This is a genomic window from Asticcacaulis solisilvae (assembly GCF_052327315.1).
Classification (GTDB): Bacteria; Pseudomonadota; Alphaproteobacteria; order Caulobacterales; family Caulobacteraceae; genus Asticcacaulis; species Asticcacaulis solisilvae_B.
This window is the reverse complement of record NZ_CP166197.1, coordinates 585,232-603,344: the sequence shown is the minus strand read 5'-3', so window position 1 is coordinate 603,344 and position 18,113 is coordinate 585,232. Positions and strand designations below refer to the sequence as shown.

9 protein-coding genes are annotated in these 18,113 nt (G+C 59.5%); 4 read left to right on the top strand and 5 right to left on the bottom strand.

The genetic code is table 11. From position 1 onward, the window contains the following. Positions 1–38: 38 nt before the first annotated feature. The gene (locus tag AB8717_RS21375) at positions 39–4,004 is read right to left on the bottom strand and encodes a beta-galactosidase (protein WP_443751063.1); all 3,966 of its coding nucleotides are present in this window, start codon (positions 4,002–4,004) and stop codon (positions 39–41) included. A 171-nt stretch (positions 4,005–4,175) separates the two neighbouring features. On the opposite strand from AB8717_RS21375, the gene AB8717_RS21370 reads away from it, so the two are divergent. Further along, positions 4,176–5,426 (top strand): rhamnogalacturonan acetylesterase, encoded by a 1,251-nt coding sequence (locus tag AB8717_RS21370; protein ID WP_443751062.1) that lies wholly within the window; start codon positions 4,176–4,178, stop codon positions 5,424–5,426. Positions 5,427–5,436: 10 nt separating this feature from the next. Beyond that, positions 5,437–5,751 (top strand): L-rhamnose mutarotase, encoded by a 315-nt coding sequence (gene rhaM / locus AB8717_RS21365; RefSeq protein ID WP_443751061.1) that lies wholly within the window; start codon positions 5,437–5,439, stop codon positions 5,749–5,751. 482 nt (positions 5,752–6,233) lie between these two features. Here rhaM and AB8717_RS21360 read toward each other — a convergent pair whose 3' ends face one another. Continuing rightward, a complete protein-coding gene (locus AB8717_RS21360; RefSeq protein ID WP_443751060.1) occupies positions 6,234–7,061 on the bottom strand; it encodes a DeoR/GlpR family DNA-binding transcription regulator in 828 nt (275 codons plus the stop codon). Between the two features lie 456 nt (positions 7,062–7,517). Here AB8717_RS21360 and AB8717_RS21355 point away from each other — a divergent pair, with 456 nt between their 5' ends. Together AB8717_RS21355 and AB8717_RS21350 are read left to right on the top strand one after the other, a co-directional pair. After that, complete coding sequence (locus AB8717_RS21355; RefSeq protein WP_443751059.1) at positions 7,518–9,416, top strand: calcium-binding protein; 1,899 nt, start codon at positions 7,518–7,520, stop codon at positions 9,414–9,416. 334 nt (positions 9,417–9,750) lie between these two features. After that, positions 9,751–12,600, top strand: coding sequence for a beta strand repeat-containing protein (locus tag AB8717_RS21350; RefSeq protein ID WP_443751058.1), 2,850 nt, complete (start codon positions 9,751–9,753; stop codon positions 12,598–12,600). Here the strand turns inward: AB8717_RS21350 and AB8717_RS21345 are convergent. From AB8717_RS21345 to AB8717_RS21335, 3 genes are all read right to left on the bottom strand, one after another. Further along, positions 12,597–13,382 carry an IS110 family transposase gene (locus AB8717_RS21345; RefSeq protein WP_443751057.1) on the bottom strand — a complete coding sequence of 262 codons (786 nt, stop codon included), beginning with the start codon at positions 13,380–13,382 and terminating at the stop codon, positions 12,597–12,599. The two genes, AB8717_RS21350 and AB8717_RS21345, sit on opposite strands and share 4 nt — an antisense overlap. Before the next feature lie 124 nt (positions 13,383–13,506). Further along, a complete protein-coding gene (locus AB8717_RS21340) occupies positions 13,507–14,121 on the bottom strand; it encodes a hypothetical protein (protein WP_443751056.1) in 615 nt (204 codons plus the stop codon). A 5-nt stretch (positions 14,122–14,126) separates the two neighbouring features. Continuing rightward, positions 14,127–17,423 (bottom strand): RHS repeat domain-containing protein, encoded by a 3,297-nt coding sequence (locus tag AB8717_RS21335; protein WP_443751055.1) that lies wholly within the window; start codon positions 17,421–17,423, stop codon positions 14,127–14,129. Positions 17,424–18,113: the final 690 nt, after the last annotated feature.

The following is an 18,113-nucleotide window of genomic DNA, read 5'->3' as shown; positions in this document are numbered from 1 at the left end:
TAATAGCACTTTTGGAGAAGCTGGGGAGGGGCAGGAAATCAGCGTTGCAGATTGGCGGGCGAAGGGACGGGGTCGACGGGCACGCCGCCGCGTATGGCGTTCAGCACGACGAGCTTCACGGGTTCGAGGGCGTTTGCCGGCTTGCCGTCGCTGGTGACGGCAAGGGTGATCGTGTTCTTTCCGTTGGGGTTGAGGATGCCCGGCGGAATGACGAAGGTGCGTTGCGGGCCGACATTGGCGGCGAAGTGGCCGACGTGCCAGCCGTTGACGAAGATGAGCGCGCGCGTGACGTGGCTCGACTGCGGCTTGTCGGCATCGCCGATCACCAGGCCGACCTGGACGTCGTGGCCTTTCGGCAGGTCGAGCGGAACCTCCGTGCGCAGCCAGTAGGTGCCGGGCGCGGGCGGGGCGTCGTCGGGCTTGGCGGGTTGCCAGGTCGAACCGGTCGGGTCGGCCTTGTCGGCGTCGCCGCCCTTCGGCAGGTACCAGCCGAGGCGCTCGCCATAGAGACCGCCATTGTTCATCGGGCCGCGCACCAGGTCGGCGATTTCCTCGCCGCCCTTGTTGCCCTGGATCTTCCACGCGATCGGCGTGGCGAAGGCTGTTCCGCCCGACTGCGCCAGCGAGACGCTGATCAGGCCACGCGCTTCCTTGTGTTCGTCGGCCGCCGACAGGTCCCAGTTGTGCGAATGGTTGCGCACCATGACCGAGATTTCGTGTTCGCCGGAGTTCAGGACCGGCAGCGCGAACTTGGCGATATTGGTCGTCTGCGGCCGCGCCTTGCCGGCGGGCACCTCGTCCTGGCCGACGAACTTGCCGTCGATCCATAGCTGCAGCATGCCGGCGCCACCGCCGCCATAGTTCAGGTCGATATGGTCGCGGACCTCGCCAGCATTGACCGTAAAGCGGCCGCGATACCAGACGTCGCCGTGGTGGAAGCCATAGTCGCTCATGCTCAGCACCGGCTGGCCGGCGGGCGGTTGTGTCGCCGGGATGGCGGCCGAGCTTGTCAGGTCGGCTTTGCGCCAGGCATTGTCGTCGAAGGCCGGATTGGCTTCGGGCGAGTCGACACGGCGCTGCCACGCCTGGGTCCTCAGATCGGGCAGGGTGATGGCGTCGGGACCGGCGATCGTGCCGCTGATCTGGCTGCCGTCGGCCTGTTTCGTCAGGCTCAGTTGCGCGCCGTTGAAGGTCACGACGGGGGTCGAATAGAGATTGCCCCAGATTTCCATCGTCGAGGGCACGGACGTATCCCCCGTCAGGGCCAGGACCTTGCCGTCCTTGAATTCCGCATTGCGGATCAGCGCGGGGCTACGTTCCAGGAAGGTCCCGACGCCTGTCTCCTGCCGCCAGAACTGCTGTGCCGTCGCGTCGTCGCCAATCAGCAGGAGCAGGGCGGGCTTGCCGCCGCCGCTGATGCGCACACGGATCAGACCCTGGTGCGTATAGCTGAGCTTGAGATCGCCGGACTTTGTGTCGAAAACCGACGTCGCCTTGCCTTCCAGAACCTCGACCTTGGGCGCGCTTTTATAGCGCAGCACGGTCTCGCCGGTCTCACCGGCACGGCCGTACAGCAGCGCCAGGTCCGAGTGGTTCTCCTTGCCGCCCAGGATCAGGCTGGTCTGCAATTCCGACGTCGAATAGACGAGATGCTGGTTGCCGAGGCTATAGTTCGCCAGGAACAGCTTGCCGTCCTGGCCATTCAGCTGCGTCGACACCGTATAGGTCCCGTCCTTCGTCGTCAGCGGGAAGGTAAAGACGTCCCTGGTCGTGGTGTTCGACGGATTGTGGATGGCGAAGATCAGGTCGCCTTCGCCCTTGGCGCCGACATCGTGATAAAGCTTCACATTGGGCGACGAGCTTTCGATCGGCGCGCCCTTGTCGAGGTCGGACAACAGCCACCGGGCCGCCTGGACGAACTGGCCCTGCTGCTTGAAAGTATATTGCTTGGACCGCAAACGGCGCGCTTCGTCGATACCCGCGCCATAGTCGTACGACGTATAGACGACGCTGGCCGGCAGCCAGCCCCACGACGTGCCGCCGAACGCCATATAGACGCTGTGGATCGAAAGGCCGTTGATCAGCGATGATCCAAACGCCGTGCGGACATATTCCGAACCGACGCGCTTGGCCGTGCAGTCATAGGTGCCGGGGCTGCCCCAGAAATCGAACCAGCCGCCGCCGATTTCCGCTGCGAAGCCCGGCGTATTGGGCGACGCCAGCGCCCCGACCTTGACCACGCCCTTGGCGTCGGGCGTTGGGTCGCCGTACATGCCCCAGTTGGGCACCATGTTCGGCTTGCCGATCTCGGTCGTGCCGTTGCAGCCGCCGCCGGGATAGCCGTCGAAGCTGTAAAGATCGGTCGGCCCGGCGACCGCGAACGGCGCGGTCGATGTCGGCGGCGTCCAGTTGGGCAGGCGCCCGGCCGAATTGTGGAACAGCGGCACCGTAATGCCGTCGGCGCGCACCTTGTCGGCCAGGTGCTGCATATAGCGTTTGCGCGAGTCGGACGTGTCGCCCAGCTCGTTCTCGATCTGGTAGGCGATGACCTTACCGCCGCCGGTCGTGATCTGGTGGCGCGCAATGATGGCGTCGATCTGGGTCTGCCATTCGTCGACCGCCGCCAGATATTCCGGATTGTCGCTGCGCGCCAAAGGCTTTTGCCGCGCCAGCCAGCCCGGGAAACCGCCCATGGTCAGTTCGGCATTCACATAGGGGCCGGGGCGGATGATGATGTACAGCCCTTCGTCCTCGGCCATCTCGATGACGCGCTCGATATTGCGCACGCCCGAGAAGTCGTAGCTGCCGGGCGCCGCCGACTGATAGCCCCAGTCGAGATAGAGGGTGACGGCATTATAGCCGGTCGCCTTCATCTTCTGCAGGATATCGCGCCACAGCGACGGCGAGGGCAGGCGGAACATGTGGAATTCGCCCGACCAGATCATCTCTCGCTGGCCGTCGATCATCAGCGAGCGCTTGTCCCAGGTGATCTTCGCCGGCTTGGCCTTGGGCGCGGTGGCGGCGTCCACGACCGAAGTGGCTTCCTTGATCACTGTGAAATGACGTACCGAGCCCGACACGCCGCCCAATTGCTTGCGCGGCGTCCAGGTCTTGAGCCCGTCCGTGCTGTCGGAATACCAGTAGTGCTTGGTCAGGTAGTCGTCGAAATAGATGCGCCAGCCGCCGTCTTTCAGCGGCACCAGGGCCGGGCCTTCGATCCAGTCGCCCCAGCCGGCCCAATCGCCGGTCTTTTCGATCGTCCACGGCCCCGTCAGACTGGGCGCGGTCGCCAGTTCCAGCGTCTTGGTCGTCTCGTTCTTGGTGACGACGACATAGCGGCCGTTGTCCTTGATCGGAAACGTATCGATATGATTGTTGTCGAGGCCCTTCATCACCTGTGCCGGCCCGAAGTGCGTCAGGGTGGCGTCGGTCGCCTTCAGCGCATAGGCGGCGAACGGCCCCTTGGTGCCGCCGGTCGACAGCGACACGACGATCGACACCGAGCCGTCCGTATCGCGGAACCATTCCGGCGCCCAGACATTGGTCAGCCCCGGCAGGTCGATCGTGACGTCGCTTAAATGTTCCCAGCTCTTCAGGTCGCGGCTGCGCGCCACGCCGAAGGTCTGACCGGTCCAGCCGGTCGTGTACGCAATATAGTAATAGCCGTCCGCCGCGTGCAGGATCGACGGATCGCGCAGCAGGCCTTTCGGCGGCTGATAGGTTTCCGACGCCAGCGAAGTAAAGGTGACGCCGTCATAGGACGAAAACAGGCTGAGCTTGTCCTGCGACGTGGCGTTGAAGGCCGACATCACAAAGGTCGTATCGCCCTTCTGTGCGGCGACGGGCACGACGGGCGCATTGGCTGACTGCGCGGCCTTCTGGCTGGTCAGCCCCATGGTGTCCATGAAGCTGTCGCCGGTCTGAGCTTGCGCGCACGCCAGTCCCGGCAGCAAAATTGCCGCCGTGATCAGCAGTGCTGCTTTTGTCGCTGCCTTACCCGCCATGTCCTCGCTGTCCTTTGTAGGATGCGGGAATTTGACATTGACAGTGCAGGAGATCAATGAAAAATATCAAATTCAATCACATTTCTCCTAAAAATAAGCAAGGACTCGCTTGTTTTGATCAAATTCAATCATTGCCGTCGCCAAATCCTGCGATCGGGAGGCTTGGCGCTGATGACATCGTTGGCGATTCTGACGGCCGGCGGCGTTTCCGCGGCGACTCTCCCCGCGACTTTCACGTTCGGTGCGGCGAAAGCCGTTCCGGGCGCGATCGTGGCCGACCGCTCGGCCTATGACGCGGCGCGCGGCTATGGCTTCACCTCGCTGCCCGGCGGCAACGAGCAGGCGTTTTCGATTCACGCCGCGCCGGGCGATTACGAAGTCACCGTGACGCTGGGCGGGGCGCAGGCTTCGCGTACCGCCGTCTGGGCCGAGGACCGGCGGCTGATGGCCGCGCCTGTCGCGCTCAAGGCCGGGGAAACGCGCACCCTCACCTTTGTCGTCAATGTCCGCGACGCGGTGCTGGCGACGGCCGACCAGGATTTCGACACGCCGCCGCACGTCGGTTTGCGCGGCGACGACGGGCAAGGCCGCACCTGGGACGACAAGCTGACGCTGAGCTTCTCAGGCTCGGCGCCGGCCATCCAGACGATCGCCGTGAAGCCTGTGACCGCGCGCCGCATCCTGATCGCCGGCGACAGCACGGTCACCGACCAGGCTGGCGGCGACTACGCCAGCTGGGGCCAGATGCTGCCGCGCTTCGTCGATCCGGCCCTCTCGGTCGCCAACCATGCGCGCAGTGGCGAGACCATGAAGTCGTTCCTCGGCTCGCTGCGCTGGGACAAGCTGATGAGCGAGACACGCCCCGGCGACGTCGTTCTCATCCAGTTCGGCCACAATGACGAAAAGAAGCAGTGGCCGCGCACCTATGCGGCCGCTGATGGCGCCTATCCGGCGTTCCTGTCGGCCTTGGTCGCCGATGTCCGCCAGCACGGCGCGTCGCCCGTCCTGGTAACGCCGGTGGCGCGCCGCAGCTTCAAGGACGGCCGCATCGAAAATACCCACGCCGGTTACGACGCCGCCGTGCGTGATGTCGGCGCGAAGCTCAATGTCCCGGTGATCGACCTGACCGCCAAGACCGCTGCCCTTTACGAGGCGCTGGGACCGGACACGTCGGCCCTGGCTTTCGCCAATGACGGCAAGGATAAGACGCACCATAACGCTTACGGTGCCTATGCGATCGCCTGCTTTGTGGCGCACGACCTGGCTGTGCTGCCGGGACTCGCTATAAAGACCGCGCTGGATGCGCCGGCCTGCACGCCCGACCATCCCGACGACCCGCGCCACTACGCCATCGAACCCGGCGACTGGCCGATCATGCGCGCCAAGCCCGTACAGGGCGCCGAAGTCAAACCTGTGAAATAAGAGAAGATCCATGGAAACCATCGCCTTCACCATGCAGCTCAAGCCCGGCTTCGAGGCCGAGTACAAGCGCCGCCACGACGAAATCTGGCCCGAGCTGTCCGACCTGCTGCATCAGGCCGGCGTCTCGGACTATTCGATCTTCCTCGATCCGAATTCGCTGGTCTTGTTCGGCGTGCTCAAGCGCACTGCCAACCACGGCATGGACGCGTTGCCCAGCCTGCCGATCATGAAGAAATGGTGGGCCTACATGGCCGACATCATGGACACCAACCCAGACAATTCGCCGGTCGTAAAGGACCTGACGCCGGTGTTTTATATGGCGTGAGGCTCTGAAGTCGAATACGACTCCACCTTGGCGCTCCCTGCGAAGCCAAGGTAATTGCATATGGCCTCTAAGGTATTGAACGGACTTCCCTTCTCCCCACTTGAGGGGAGAAGGTGGCCCGCAGGATCGGATGAGGGGCTACTGCACCTTCAGCGCGCGCATCCTATGACGATTTCCCCACACCTTGGCCTCAGGGCCTTTCCTCTCTCCATTTGAGGAGCGGAGCGCCAGCGAAAAAAGCGCGTAGTGCCAAGCTGAGCGGCAGTGCCAGCACATGCGCTCGCGGAAGATGCCGGATTTACCCCTCATCCGGCCCTTCGGGCCACCCAACGCTGGCGAAAGCTATACTTTCGCTGGCGCTATACCCCTATTCAAGGGGAGAAGGAAAAGGCAACGCGCCACCTCGGATGCCATATGCGATTGCCCTGCCTACGAAGCGAGGGGGCCGCGCGGAGCGCGATGGGCGGGGCTCTTTCTTAACCTTAAGCCGCCGCCGCGCTTTCCTCAGCGCGAACAACCCGCACCTCGATATCGTGCGCCCGCAACCATTGCAGCGCTTCCGGGCTCACCTTGTCGTCCGTAATGACAACGTCGATCTGTGACAGCGGACACACGGACAACGACGCCGGCGCGTCGAACTTGCTGGAATCCGCCAGCACGATGACTTGGTTGGCGCGCTCCATCAGCCGGCGCTCGGATTGCACCAGCAGCGTATCCGTCTGCATCAGCCCGTTGCGCGTCAGCGCCTGGCAGCCGATAAACATGCGCGCCGCGGCGAAGTGCTGCAGGATGCCGTCCTCATAGGGGTTGAGGATGATACGCTGTTCGCGGAACAACTCGCCGCCGGGCAGGGTGACTTTCACACGCGAGCGGTCGAGCAGGCATTGCAGGATCGGCACCGACGTCGTCAGCACGTGATAGGCGTCGTCGGCCATCATCGAGGCCATCATCCACGTCGTGGTGCCGCCGTCGATGATCATCGACAGGCCGGGCGTCACGAAGTTCAACGCCTCACGCGCGATGGCGCGCTTGGCGGCGGCATTGGTGATGACGGCGTCGGAGAAGGCCGGCTGGCTTTGCAGGCCGTCGCTGCGGCGGTCCTCACCGGCGCGCGCCGTATAGAGCTTGCCCTCGGCGCGCATCGCCCCGCCGCGCACGCGCAGCAGATGGCCCAGTTCGTGCAGTTCGTTCAGGTCGCGGCGGATGGTCGCCGGCGACACGCCCATGCGCTCGGTCAACTCGTCCACCGAGGTCACGCGGTCGCTGCTCAGTTCGTCGATAATGCGTTTCCAGCGGTCCTGCAGATGCATGTGTATCCCCATTGTCCGGCCCCTGTCCCGCAGCGCGCCGGTCGATACTGATGTTACGAACGTTCCGTTATGCGCATTTCCGTTGCCGGAGTGATCGCAATTGATCGAATCTTATAATGTGGAACACAAGCGCTGTCGAGAGCGGGATGTGCGATTCCCTTAGTTGATTTGTCCGGTAAGGTTAATACTTAAGAGTTTCGGTTGAGTGAATTGCTATTAAATACGTCTAAATGGGCGATTGAACATTCCAAGGCTCGCCTTATGGAAATTATAAATTGCGCAATATTGTTCAACTGGTAACATATGCCTTAATATTCCGGTAACGGTACGCAACGTCGGGAATTCCTCTGGTAATTAACCATTGTTATTGCCCATATGAACGTTCCATGCGGTGTTTATCGTTTCTCCGGTCTTTTGTTTACACAATGTGCAAAGCTCAATATTCAGGGGAAAAGCATGGTAACGCCAATCAATATCATTACGGGCAGCAATGATGCTGACACAATTGTCGACACCAGGGTGAGCGACTGGATTCTCGGCCTTGACGGCGACGACCACATTGTCGCCACGACGGGTGGCATCGATACTGTGTTTGGCGGTGACGGCAATGATACGATCGTGGCGCTGGCCAGCGGTTCCGCGCTGCTTGATGGCGGCGACGGCGACGACAGCATCTTTGCCGTGCTTTCGGCAAACGCCTCAGCGACGATTTCCGGCGGCGACGGCGCGGACAGGTTCGACATCTATAGTGCCAGCGGTGGCAGCGCCCTGGTAAGCGGCGGCTGGGGAAGCGACACCTTCCTGACCGAGAGCGCGTCTACGGGCACGCATATCACGGTGGCCGATTTCTCCGCCGGAAAGGGTGGCGACGTCATCGACTTCTCGCAGGACGTCCTGAACACGTTCCAGGGCTATACCGGCGGCAATCTCTTCGACCAGGGCTATGTTCGATACGTCCAAAGCGGCCATGACGTGCTGGTGCAGACCGATATCGACGGCACGGGCAGCGCCTTCGGCTTCCAGACTACCCTTGTTCTCAAGGATGTCAGTGCGGCAACCCTGACCACCGGCAATTTCGCAGGTTTTAGCGACAACCTGTTCGGCAATGCCCAGGACAACTATCTCGTTGCTCACGCGGGCAATAACGTTGTGGCGGCCCTTGCCGGCAACGATACGATCGACGCTACGGCCACCGGCATCCACACCCTGGCCGGCGGCGACGGCGATGACCGCTACTGGATCTCCAACGCGGACGACGTCATCATCGAAAACGACCATGCCGGCTATGACGCCGTATGGAGCACCGTCAGCTATACACTGGCCGGCAATCTCGAAGAGCTCGACCTGCTCGGTAATGGCAATATCAACGCGACCGGCAACAGCGACGACAACTACATCTACGGCAATGCCGGCAAGAACGTGCTGTCCGGCATGGCCGGCAACGACACCATCGACGCCACGGCCGGCGGCAAGGACACACTGATCGGGGGCGACGGAAACGACGTCTATTGGATCAACGATACCAATGACGTGATTGTCGAAGCCAACAACGGCGACTGGGATACGGTGTGGTCCGAGGTCAGCTATACGCTGCCGACCCACGTCGAAGAGCTGGATCTGCTGGGCGCCGCCAATATCAACGCCACCGGCAACAGCGACGACAACTACCTCTATGGCAATTCGGGGAACAACGTCCTGTCGGGCATGGCTGGCAACGATACGCTCGATGCCACGGCCGGCGGCCACGATACGCTGATCGGCGGCGACGGCGACGACGTCTACTGGATCAGCGACGCCAGCGACGTCATCACCGAAACCAGCGCCCTCTACTCAGGCGGCTGGGACGATGTCTGGAGCTCGGTCAGCTATACCTTGCCGACCAATGTCGAGGAACTCGACCTGCTGGGCAGCACCAACATCAACGCCACCGGCAATAATGGCGTCAACTACCTGTTCGGCAATGACGGCAACAATGTCCTTTCCGGCCTGGGCGGCAACGACACCCTCGTTGGCAATGCGGGCAACGATACGCTGAACGGCGGCAGCGGGGCGGATTCGTTCATGTTCTCGGCGGCGTCGGGCAACGGCAAGGACACGATCCAGGATTTCGTCCACGGCACCGACCAGTTGGTCTTCACCGGTTCCGACTACGGCTTTTCGGCGGGCCATAACCTGACCTCGGCCGAGTTCAGTGTCGGCAGCTCGGCCGTCGGCAGCCATGCCCAGTTCATCTGGAACACCGCGACCCATACGCTCTACTGGGACGACGACGGCAATGGCAGCCATGCGGCGATCGCGATCGCGACCTTCACAAACGGTGCGACGGTAACCGCCAGCGACTTCCACTTCATCTAAACGACACTACAGTCGTTGAGCGGCCGCACCCCGGGATCGCCCCGGGTGCGGCTCTTTTGTTATTTGGCGTGGATCCCGGTGCGCGATCGGCCAGTGACCATTTTCGCCCGATAGCAATTTCCAATTGCCTATTGTTACCTGACTGATACGGTCGGGTATTAACGGTTTCGCAACCCTGTGAAACCTTGTGGGGTAGGCCGGTTCCATCAATCCATGTTCGTGCGGGGGCATCTTGCGATGCCGCCTGCCGTCCGTGTGACGGACAGGGGCTGTTACCCCGCCCATTGCCGCGCACAGGCGCGGCAATGGTCAAATTCTGAGGGGAGGGACGCCCATGACATCCGTGATCAACACTATAACCGGCACCAGCGGTGACGATACGCTCAACGACACCGACGCCAGCGACATCATCCTCGGCCTGGGCGGTGATGATTCCATCGTGTCGGCGCACGGCATCGATGCGGTCTTCGGCGGCGCCGGCAACGACTTTATCCTGGGCTACGGCGGCGGCCTGTTCGGTGACGCGGGGGACGATACTATCATCGGCCTTGCCGACGGTCCGATGCTGATCGACGGCGGCGCCGGCAAGGATACGATCTTTGCCTTCCTTGCCCCCAACGCGGGCGTCACCATTCTCGGCGGCGCCGGCGCTGACCGTTTTGACGTCTACGACTTCAGCGGCGGCAGCGGCAGCGCCAGGATCACCGGCGGCGCCGGCCGCGACGCCTTCGTGACGGAGGGCTGGTATTCGGAGGCGCATATAACGGTTACCGACTTTGACGCGGGCGCTCGCGGCGACATCGTCGATTTTTCCAGTGACCTCATAAACACCTTCAGCAACTGGGGATACACGGGAGGCGACCTATTTGCACTGGGCTATGTCCGCTACGTCCAGAGCGGCCATGACGTGCTGGTTCAGACCGATGTGGACGGCGCCGCGGGCGGCGTGTTCGGTTTCCATACCGCCATGGTTCTGAAAAACGTCGATGCGGCCGATCTTGTCCGCGCCAATTTCGTCGCCTACACGGGCAATGTCATAGGCGACGGCAATGACAACGACCTTACCGCCAACGCAGGCGACAATGTCGTCATGGGCCTGGGCGGCAACGATACGATCGACGCCACGGCGGCGGGTACGCATACCCTGGCCGGCGGCGACGGCGACGACCTCTATATTATTGCGAATTCGGACGACCGCATTATCGAAAGCGGCGCCGGCTGGGATGTCGTATGGAGCACCGCCAGCTACACGCTGACCGACAACCTCGAAGAGCTCGACCTGCTGGGAACCGCCAACCTCAACGGCACCGGCAATACCGGCGACAACTATATCTACGGCAACAGCGGCGACAACGTGCTCAAGGGCATGGACGGCAACGATACGCTCGACGCCACGGCCGGCGGCCACGACACGCTGATCGGCGGCAATGGTGACGACGTCTACTGGATCAGCGACGCCAGCGACGTCATCACCGAAACCAATGCCAGCGATGATGGGGGCTGGGATGCCGTGTGGTCAGCGGTCAGCTATACCCTGCCGACCAACGTAGAGGAGCTGGACCTGCTGGGTACGGCCAATATCAACGCCACGGGGAACGCAGGCGCCAACTATCTCGATGGCAATGCCGGCGACAACGTCCTGAACGGCATGGCCGGGGACGATACGCTCGTCGGTAATGACGGCAACGACACCCTCCAGGGCGGTGGTGGCGCCGACAGCATGGCCGGCGGCGACGGCAGCGACTACTACTATGTCGACAATGCCGGTGACGTGGTCGTCGAAGACGCCGGCGGTACGGGCTGGGACCAGGTCGAATCCTCGATCACCTATACGCTCACCGCGAACGTCGAAGAACTGGACCTGCTGGGCACCGCGAACATCAACGCGACCGGCAACGAACTCGACAACTACATCTATGGCAATAGCGGCAACAACCTCCTCAGCGGCATGGCCGGCAACGACACGATCGACGCCACGGCCGGCGGCAAGGATACGCTGCAGGGCGGCGACGGCGACGACGTCTACTGGATCAACAATGCCGGCGACGTCATCATCGAAACCAATGCCGGCGCGTCCGGCGGCTGGGACGATGTCTGGTCCAGCGTCAGCTACACCCTGCCGACGAATGTCGAGGAACTGGACCTGCTGGGTTCGGGCAATATCAACGCCACCGGCAACGCGGGCATCAATTACCTCTATGGCAATTCGGGCAACAACTATCTGAACGGCCTGGCGGGCAACGACACCCTGGTCGGCAATGCCGGCAACGATACCCTGCAAGGCGGCGGTGGCGCCGACCTGATGCAGGGCGGTGCGGGCGACGACTATTACTATGTCGACAATGGCGGCGATGTCGTCTCGGAAGAATCGACCCCGGGCATCGATGACGGCGGCTATGACCATGTCGCGTCGTCGATCACCTACACGCTGGGCGCCCATATCGAAGAGTTGGACCTGATCGGCACCGCCAATATCAACGGCACGGGCAACGCGCTCGACAACTACATCTACGGCAATGCCGGCAACAACGTACTCGGCGGCGCGGCCGGCAACGACACGATCGACGCCACGGCCGGTGGTCTCGACACCCTGGTCGGCGGCGCCGGCGACGATGTCTACTGGATCGCCAACGGCCAGGACGTCATCACGGAAAACGCCAACAGTGGCTGGGACGCCGTCTGGTCCAGCGCCACCTATACTCTGGCGGCCAATGTCGAGGAACTGGACCTGCTGGGCACCGCCAATATCAACGGCACAGGCAACAGCGGCGACAACTACCTGTCGGGCAATTCGGGCAAGAACGTTCTTACGGGCGGTGACGGCAACGACACCCTGGCCGGCAATGCCGGCGCCGACACCCTGATCGGCGGCAACGGCGCTGACCAGTTCGTTTTCTCGGCGGCCGCGACCAACGGCCTCGATGTCATCCAGGACTTCGTCCACGGCGTCGATCAACTGGTCTTCTCGAAGGCCGATTACGGCTTCGGTGCGGGCCACGTCCTGACGGCGTCGGAGTTTACGGCCGGCACGTCGGCGGTCGGCGCCTCGGCCCAGTTCATCTGGGACGCCGCGACCCACACCCTCTACTGGGATAGCGACGGCACGGGCAGCCACGCCGCCATCGCCATTGCGACCTTCACCAACGGCGCGACGGTCGACGCCAGCGACTTCCACTTCGTCTAAGCGGCGAAGCCGGTCATCAAGAGCCGCGCCTGGGAGGCAATCTCAGGTGCGGCTTTTGTTATCGAGGAAGGGAGAGGGCTGCAAGGGCGGTAAATGACTCTGACCCCTTTTCTCCGGGCGGTAAATGACTCTGACCCCTTTTCTCCCGCATCGGATTGGGCTCGCCGTTTGATGGTCGCGGAGATCGCCTTGATCTGGGCTTCGAACGCCGTCAGGCTGGTTATCATGGGTGCGAAGATGTCCCGCAGCTCGGGCTTCTGGCGGAACAGGAAGTCAAGACGCTTGTTACGCATGCCGGGCGTGGTCGATCCGCCCAGCCGCAAGCCAAAGAGTTTCAGCAAGCCGCGCATCTGGTTGACCATGGTGTTGTGAGCCCGGACCATTTGTTCGCGCATCTTGAGCCGCGCCCGATCGAGGTGGGTCTGGCTATCCTTCATATGCACGGCCTTGAACCAGCCGGTCCGCGCCATCTGCGCCAGGCCCTCGGCGTCATGGACATCGCTCTTGTTCACCTGGACCGACAGGACGCCCTTGGCATGGCGGGCGCAGATGCAGACGACCGGAAGACCGCGCTCCAGAAGGCCGTGATAAAGGAACGACGACAAGGTGCCGGTCTCAAGAACGACGCGGACGAGGTCAGGGCAACGCGCGTTCAACTGCGTCGCGATGATCTCGGGATCAGTAACGCATACCCCCCGCCAAGCCACTTTACCGTCAGTGTCGACAGCGCAGATATGGGTTGTCTTGTCGGAAACATCCAAACCGGCATAAAACTCGGTCATGACCATTCTCCTTCATCAGGCGGCGTCAAAAACGACGTCACCTCAAGAATGGCACGATAAAGCAATTACGCCATGTCCCCGAAATCCCGAGCTTTTTATCTTGCCCTAAGCCAAAAAAACATAATTAGAGGAGCTTGATGCTATCGACTCTGGTCCCAGCAGCCAAAGGCTTAATCTTGTCCAGCAGTTGCGCGCCGATGCTCCAATACACTTCCATATCGATGACTTCCCGATTTTCTCTCCGGTCCTCCCCTCCCAGGAACAAAGGCTTTTTATAGCCGACAGACTGGTAGGTTGCGATTGAGCTGTTTGCTCCGAAGAAGTCGTTGAAAGCTCCAACCGCGAGGATGTCGTCGGAGTTTTCAACTAATTCGACATCATGGAAGTTTTCCAGGCTAGATTCCATAGAAAGGACTTCCCCTTGGTCAATATCAACCATGTGGATGGTATTATGGTCGTTTGGGTCAAAAGCAAATTGTCGGCCAAGCCAATCGTAAGAAAAACAAAAAAGCTTTCCTCTTTGTTCCGGAAATATAGACAACACAATTTTTGTCCAAAAATCACATTTAGAAAAATCGTGAAATCTGTATATTCCTCGCCCGTATGATTTACCACTGTAATGTGGATTTACATGCTGAGATATGATGGAAGACCCTGGATATATATCTGGGACAGCTTCGGACGAAGTATTGTCCACCCGAAAGTATTTTTCGAATTCGCCAAAAGAAATCATATCCATTAAACCTAATTGGTACACTTAAACGTTACACTACAGATCGGCGTACCCGCAGGTGAGCCCTTAGTCTGCTGCTGAATTTGCGCACCAAAACTTCTATTCACACTGCTATCTAACGGCGCCATATTTGTAGTCTTATCTGCGCCTCCAAGCTGCAAGTCGATAGTATGATCGACATCGCTTCCCGCCGGAACATTATTTTGACGCTTAAAAGCACTGGTCGCAGTACTCGACCTAGTCGGGTTCGGGACAGTGGTCAATTCGCCATTTTTAGCCGCAGCATCAAGGCTAGCGGCCTTTTGCGCAGCTGCCGCATTTTGGGCATCACTCCATCCTGTCTTTCCTTTCAAGGTGATGTTAATGCTTTCACTACCGGCTTGGCCAGCGCCCGCAGCAGCCTCGATTGGAATTGCGATTTCAGCAAACGCCGGTCCCATTTGAGACATTAAGCTCGGATTATAGTTATCGCCATTGAAGCGCGGATCGTTTTCTTCGCGCCTCCACTCTTCTTTCACTGCCTGCACATATCGGCTAAACGCGACGCGCATGTTGCAACCGAAGTCGCATGGCTTATCCCTCAAGCCAGTTGGGTCGGTACCATTGATTGGATCCCCGCCCGTATAGGCATACAGATCCAGATCGTCTTTTGATCCGATGGGGTCAGTTTGTAAAAACCGTCCCCATCTAGGATCATAGACGCGGGCCTTGTAGTAATAGAGCTGAAGCTGCGACAGGGCGAGCTGGCCGGTGTAGCGGAAGGGCGAACCGCCCCAGAACTCATTGTTGCTGATGTCCTTGGGTTCGCCGTAGGGGCCGTACTTGTAGAGATCGATCAGGTTGCCCGCACTGTCGGTGTCGGCGATGACGCTGCCATGATAGTCGGTATACAGCGGCCGCATATTGTTGTTGTCGGCACCCACCAGCCAGACCAGTGGATTGTCGGTGCCGCCGCCATGGAGGAAGCGCGCGCTCATGCCGCCGCTGGGGGCGTAGATCGCGATCAGGTTGACCCCGTCGTACAGGAAGCTCGACCAAGTCGAGCCGCCGTCGACCGAGTACTTGGCCAGGCGCCCTTCCGGGTCGTAGACCATCCGGACATTGGCTGAGGGGCTGACACCCGACAGCATGCGGTTTTCGGCATCGTAGGTGAAGGTGCGGTTCGGCGTCTGCAGGCTGTCGCAGATCAGGTTCTGGTGGGCATCGTAGCCGCCCGACGGACAGGCCGTGGTCGTGCCCACGAGACGCGAATCCCGGTTCAGCCCGTCATAGGTCGGGCTGTCGGCGGAATTGACCGTTTCCTTGTAGTCGTAGACCGTGGACGAAGCCGACGATGTATAGAGCTGGCCCGCAGGATTGTAGTCAAAGGTCCAGCCGATATCGTAGCCTGTGCCGTTGAGGTCGTTGCTCATCGACGTCAGGCGGCCGATGTCGTCGTAACCGTACGACGTCGATCCACCCAGCCGGCCGATGCCCGTCAGCCGGCCCAGGCTGTCATAGGTCATGCTGGCCAGGCCCGAATCGGCGTTCAAACCGACCGTGCTTATCCGGTTTGAATTATCGAGGGCATAAGTGAAGTTGTTGATGTCGGGGAAGGTCAGCTGTGTCCGTGCCGACATTTGGTTGTAGCTATACCAGATCGTCCGGCTGTTCATGTCGGTCGTCTGGATGACCCGGCCCAGAGCGTCATAGGTATATGACACACCCTGGCCGCTGCTGGTGAAGCGCTTGTACAATACGTGACCCAGAAGGTCGTAACCTGTGTCCATGTCGGCAATGGCTGACCCGCCCTTGTGCACTTCATGGTTCAGATTGTCGTAGCTGTACGAGAAGGTGTTGCCGTCGCGCCGCCGCCACGATGTCCGGTTGCCGTTGCTGTCGTAGCCGTAGGTCTCGTAATCGTTGGGATTGTAGGCCCCGGCCGTCGCCAGCGCATTGGTCGGCGTAGACGGGTCATAAGCCGAAGGCCGCGTTGTCGACGGATAGTAGAGGGCGGCCAGACGATCGAAGCCGTCATAGGCCAGGGTCGCGCGGTTCCCGTTGGCATCGACCGTATCGATGACCTCGCCGTCAAGAGAATAGGAATAGGTGGCATAAACGCGCTGCGCCGAGGTGCCGACGGCTTGCCAAGTCTGCGAAACTCGTCCGTAAGCATCATAGACATTTTGGGTGATCCGGTCCGGACCGTAAGTTGCGCTGGTCGTATTTAGCGCGCAAGCGTTGTCTGTGGCTGTAAGGGATCCGTAAGTTGTTGGATTCATGCGGGTGGCAGTACAAGAAACACGACCAAAAGCGTCATAGCTTGTTTGGACTGCGGAATAGACGGTGCCATTCGCCGAAACCTTAACCATGGCGACACGTCCGTACTGGTCGTATGAGGTTTCAACTTGGCGTTTGGGGACGAAATTCACCCAGTCGGCCTCAGTTTGGCCGCTCATGATGCCTGTCTCAACGAGCTTGACCTGGCCGGCGGAGTTATATGTCCAACGGGTTGCTGGTCGCGACAAAGGGCCAGATCCGTCTGGGTCAGGGCCAACTTCGCCGATTTTCTGATTCAAAGAATTATATCTGTAGACTGTCTGAAAAGTCGTCCCTGGCATCGGATTTTCTGCAATCAGATTACCAACCGAATCATACGTGTACGTAGTTGTTTGCCACACATTATTGATCGTATAGGGCTGGGTGGTGTCGGCATTTCCAGCCATGATTGTCTTGGACGTCAGCAGAAGGTTGTTGCTGTTGTATTGGTATATTGCAATCTGATATTGAGCCGCCGCCGCACATGGGTGAACGGGGTCGTAGCTTGCCGTGCTTGGCACCGTTACGGAGCAGGTTAACTTCACAACTGGGCTTTCGGCATTTACCAACGTGCCTGAATTATTCAAAACCTTGGCGTACATAGAAGCGTAGCCGTACCGTGTTTGCGGACGCACGCCGTTCGCATCTGTAGGACCGGTCTCAGTCAGGATCATGCCGGTTGTGGCGTCGTGGGTGTAATCTGTTCTGTTGCCGTTTGCGTCAACGATGTAATTGGGCTGGTTGCAAGTGAGCCTGTTGGCGCAAACGCTATCGTAATTTGACGACGTATTGATGGCAGAAAGGGATGAGCCAGGCTTTGGCGAAACCGAAGTTTGAATCAAATTACTTCGCGAATCGAAATTATAGTTGCTTTGTATAGTGTCTACGACGACGTTTTGTAGTTGACTATGGTTAGTGTAATAATCGAAGTTAAGCGTTTTGTTGTTTTCGATTTCCCTGCTAAAGCAAGGCCATCCAAAAGAGCAGGTATTGTACTTTCGTACGGACATTGGGAATCCGAATGGCGGAGTAGACGTAAACTCACTTTGTCCGCTGTAATTTGGTACAGTGCCAGCCACATATCCAGAATATTGCCAAGTCGCTCCATTTTTGGTTACATCGTATATTAGCCCAATATTAAAATTTGGACTGTTTTGCGGAGCAGGAAACCGAGTGTTTGAGCAGGCGGGAGTCTTGACATTTAAGCCGGACCATTCACAAATATTATAATAAATATTGTCAGTTACTTGACTTTCGGGTGTTGTTATATAAATTGCTCCAGCAACCCGCCGATATTTTGTGGACCTATTGTACTGATCGGTCACCGACATGTTTTCTGTGTTGCCATCGCTGGACAACGAGTACGTATAACTTGCCGTTGGCCAAGATTTGGAAAAATTGCAGACCGTTGCGAGTTGATCGCAGTAATCAACAGATCTGTTGAAGGCCGTAACTCCGGTCAGTTGGTTGGTGTCATTATAATTGTATTTTAATTGATAACCAATGTTTGATGATACTGAGTTTATTAGAAGCTTTCCACCCCTAAAGATGTATGCAATTGATATGACGACTCCATTGGAGTGCTGTATTTTTGTATTTACCGTTGGGCATGAGCTGGAATTTGTTGGGCTGTAATCTGTGAAAGTGTATATCGTCCCGTCTTTGGAGGTATAAGTCGCCGTATCGTTTCCATTGTCGAC

Bases quoted from the DNA above. Each gene is read 5' to 3' on its own strand.
- AB8717_RS21370 (WP_443751062.1), top strand. From the start codon at position 4,176: ATGACATCGTTGGCGATTCTGACGGCCGGCGGCGTTTCCGCGGCGACT.
- AB8717_RS21345 (WP_443751057.1), bottom strand. From the start codon at position 13,382: ATGACCGAGTTTTATGCCGGTTTGGATGTTTCCGACAAGACAACCCAT.
- rhaM (WP_443751061.1), top strand. From the start codon at position 5,437: ATGGAAACCATCGCCTTCACCATGCAGCTCAAGCCCGGCTTCGAGGCC.
- AB8717_RS21355 (WP_443751059.1), top strand. From the start codon at position 7,518: ATGGTAACGCCAATCAATATCATTACGGGCAGCAATGATGCTGACACA.
- AB8717_RS21340 (WP_443751056.1), bottom strand. From the start codon at position 14,121: ATGGATATGATTTCTTTTGGCGAATTCGAAAAATACTTTCGGGTGGAC.
- AB8717_RS21375 (WP_443751063.1), bottom strand. From the start codon at position 4,004: ATGGCGGGTAAGGCAGCGACAAAAGCAGCACTGCTGATCACGGCGGCA.
- AB8717_RS21360 (WP_443751060.1), bottom strand. From the start codon at position 7,061: ATGCATCTGCAGGACCGCTGGAAACGCATTATCGACGAACTGAGCAGC.
- AB8717_RS21335 (WP_443751055.1), bottom strand. From the start codon at position 17,423: ATGTCCGTACGAAAGTACAATACCTGCTCTTTTGGATGGCCTTGCTTT.
- AB8717_RS21350 (WP_443751058.1), top strand. From the start codon at position 9,751: ATGACATCCGTGATCAACACTATAACCGGCACCAGCGGTGACGATACG.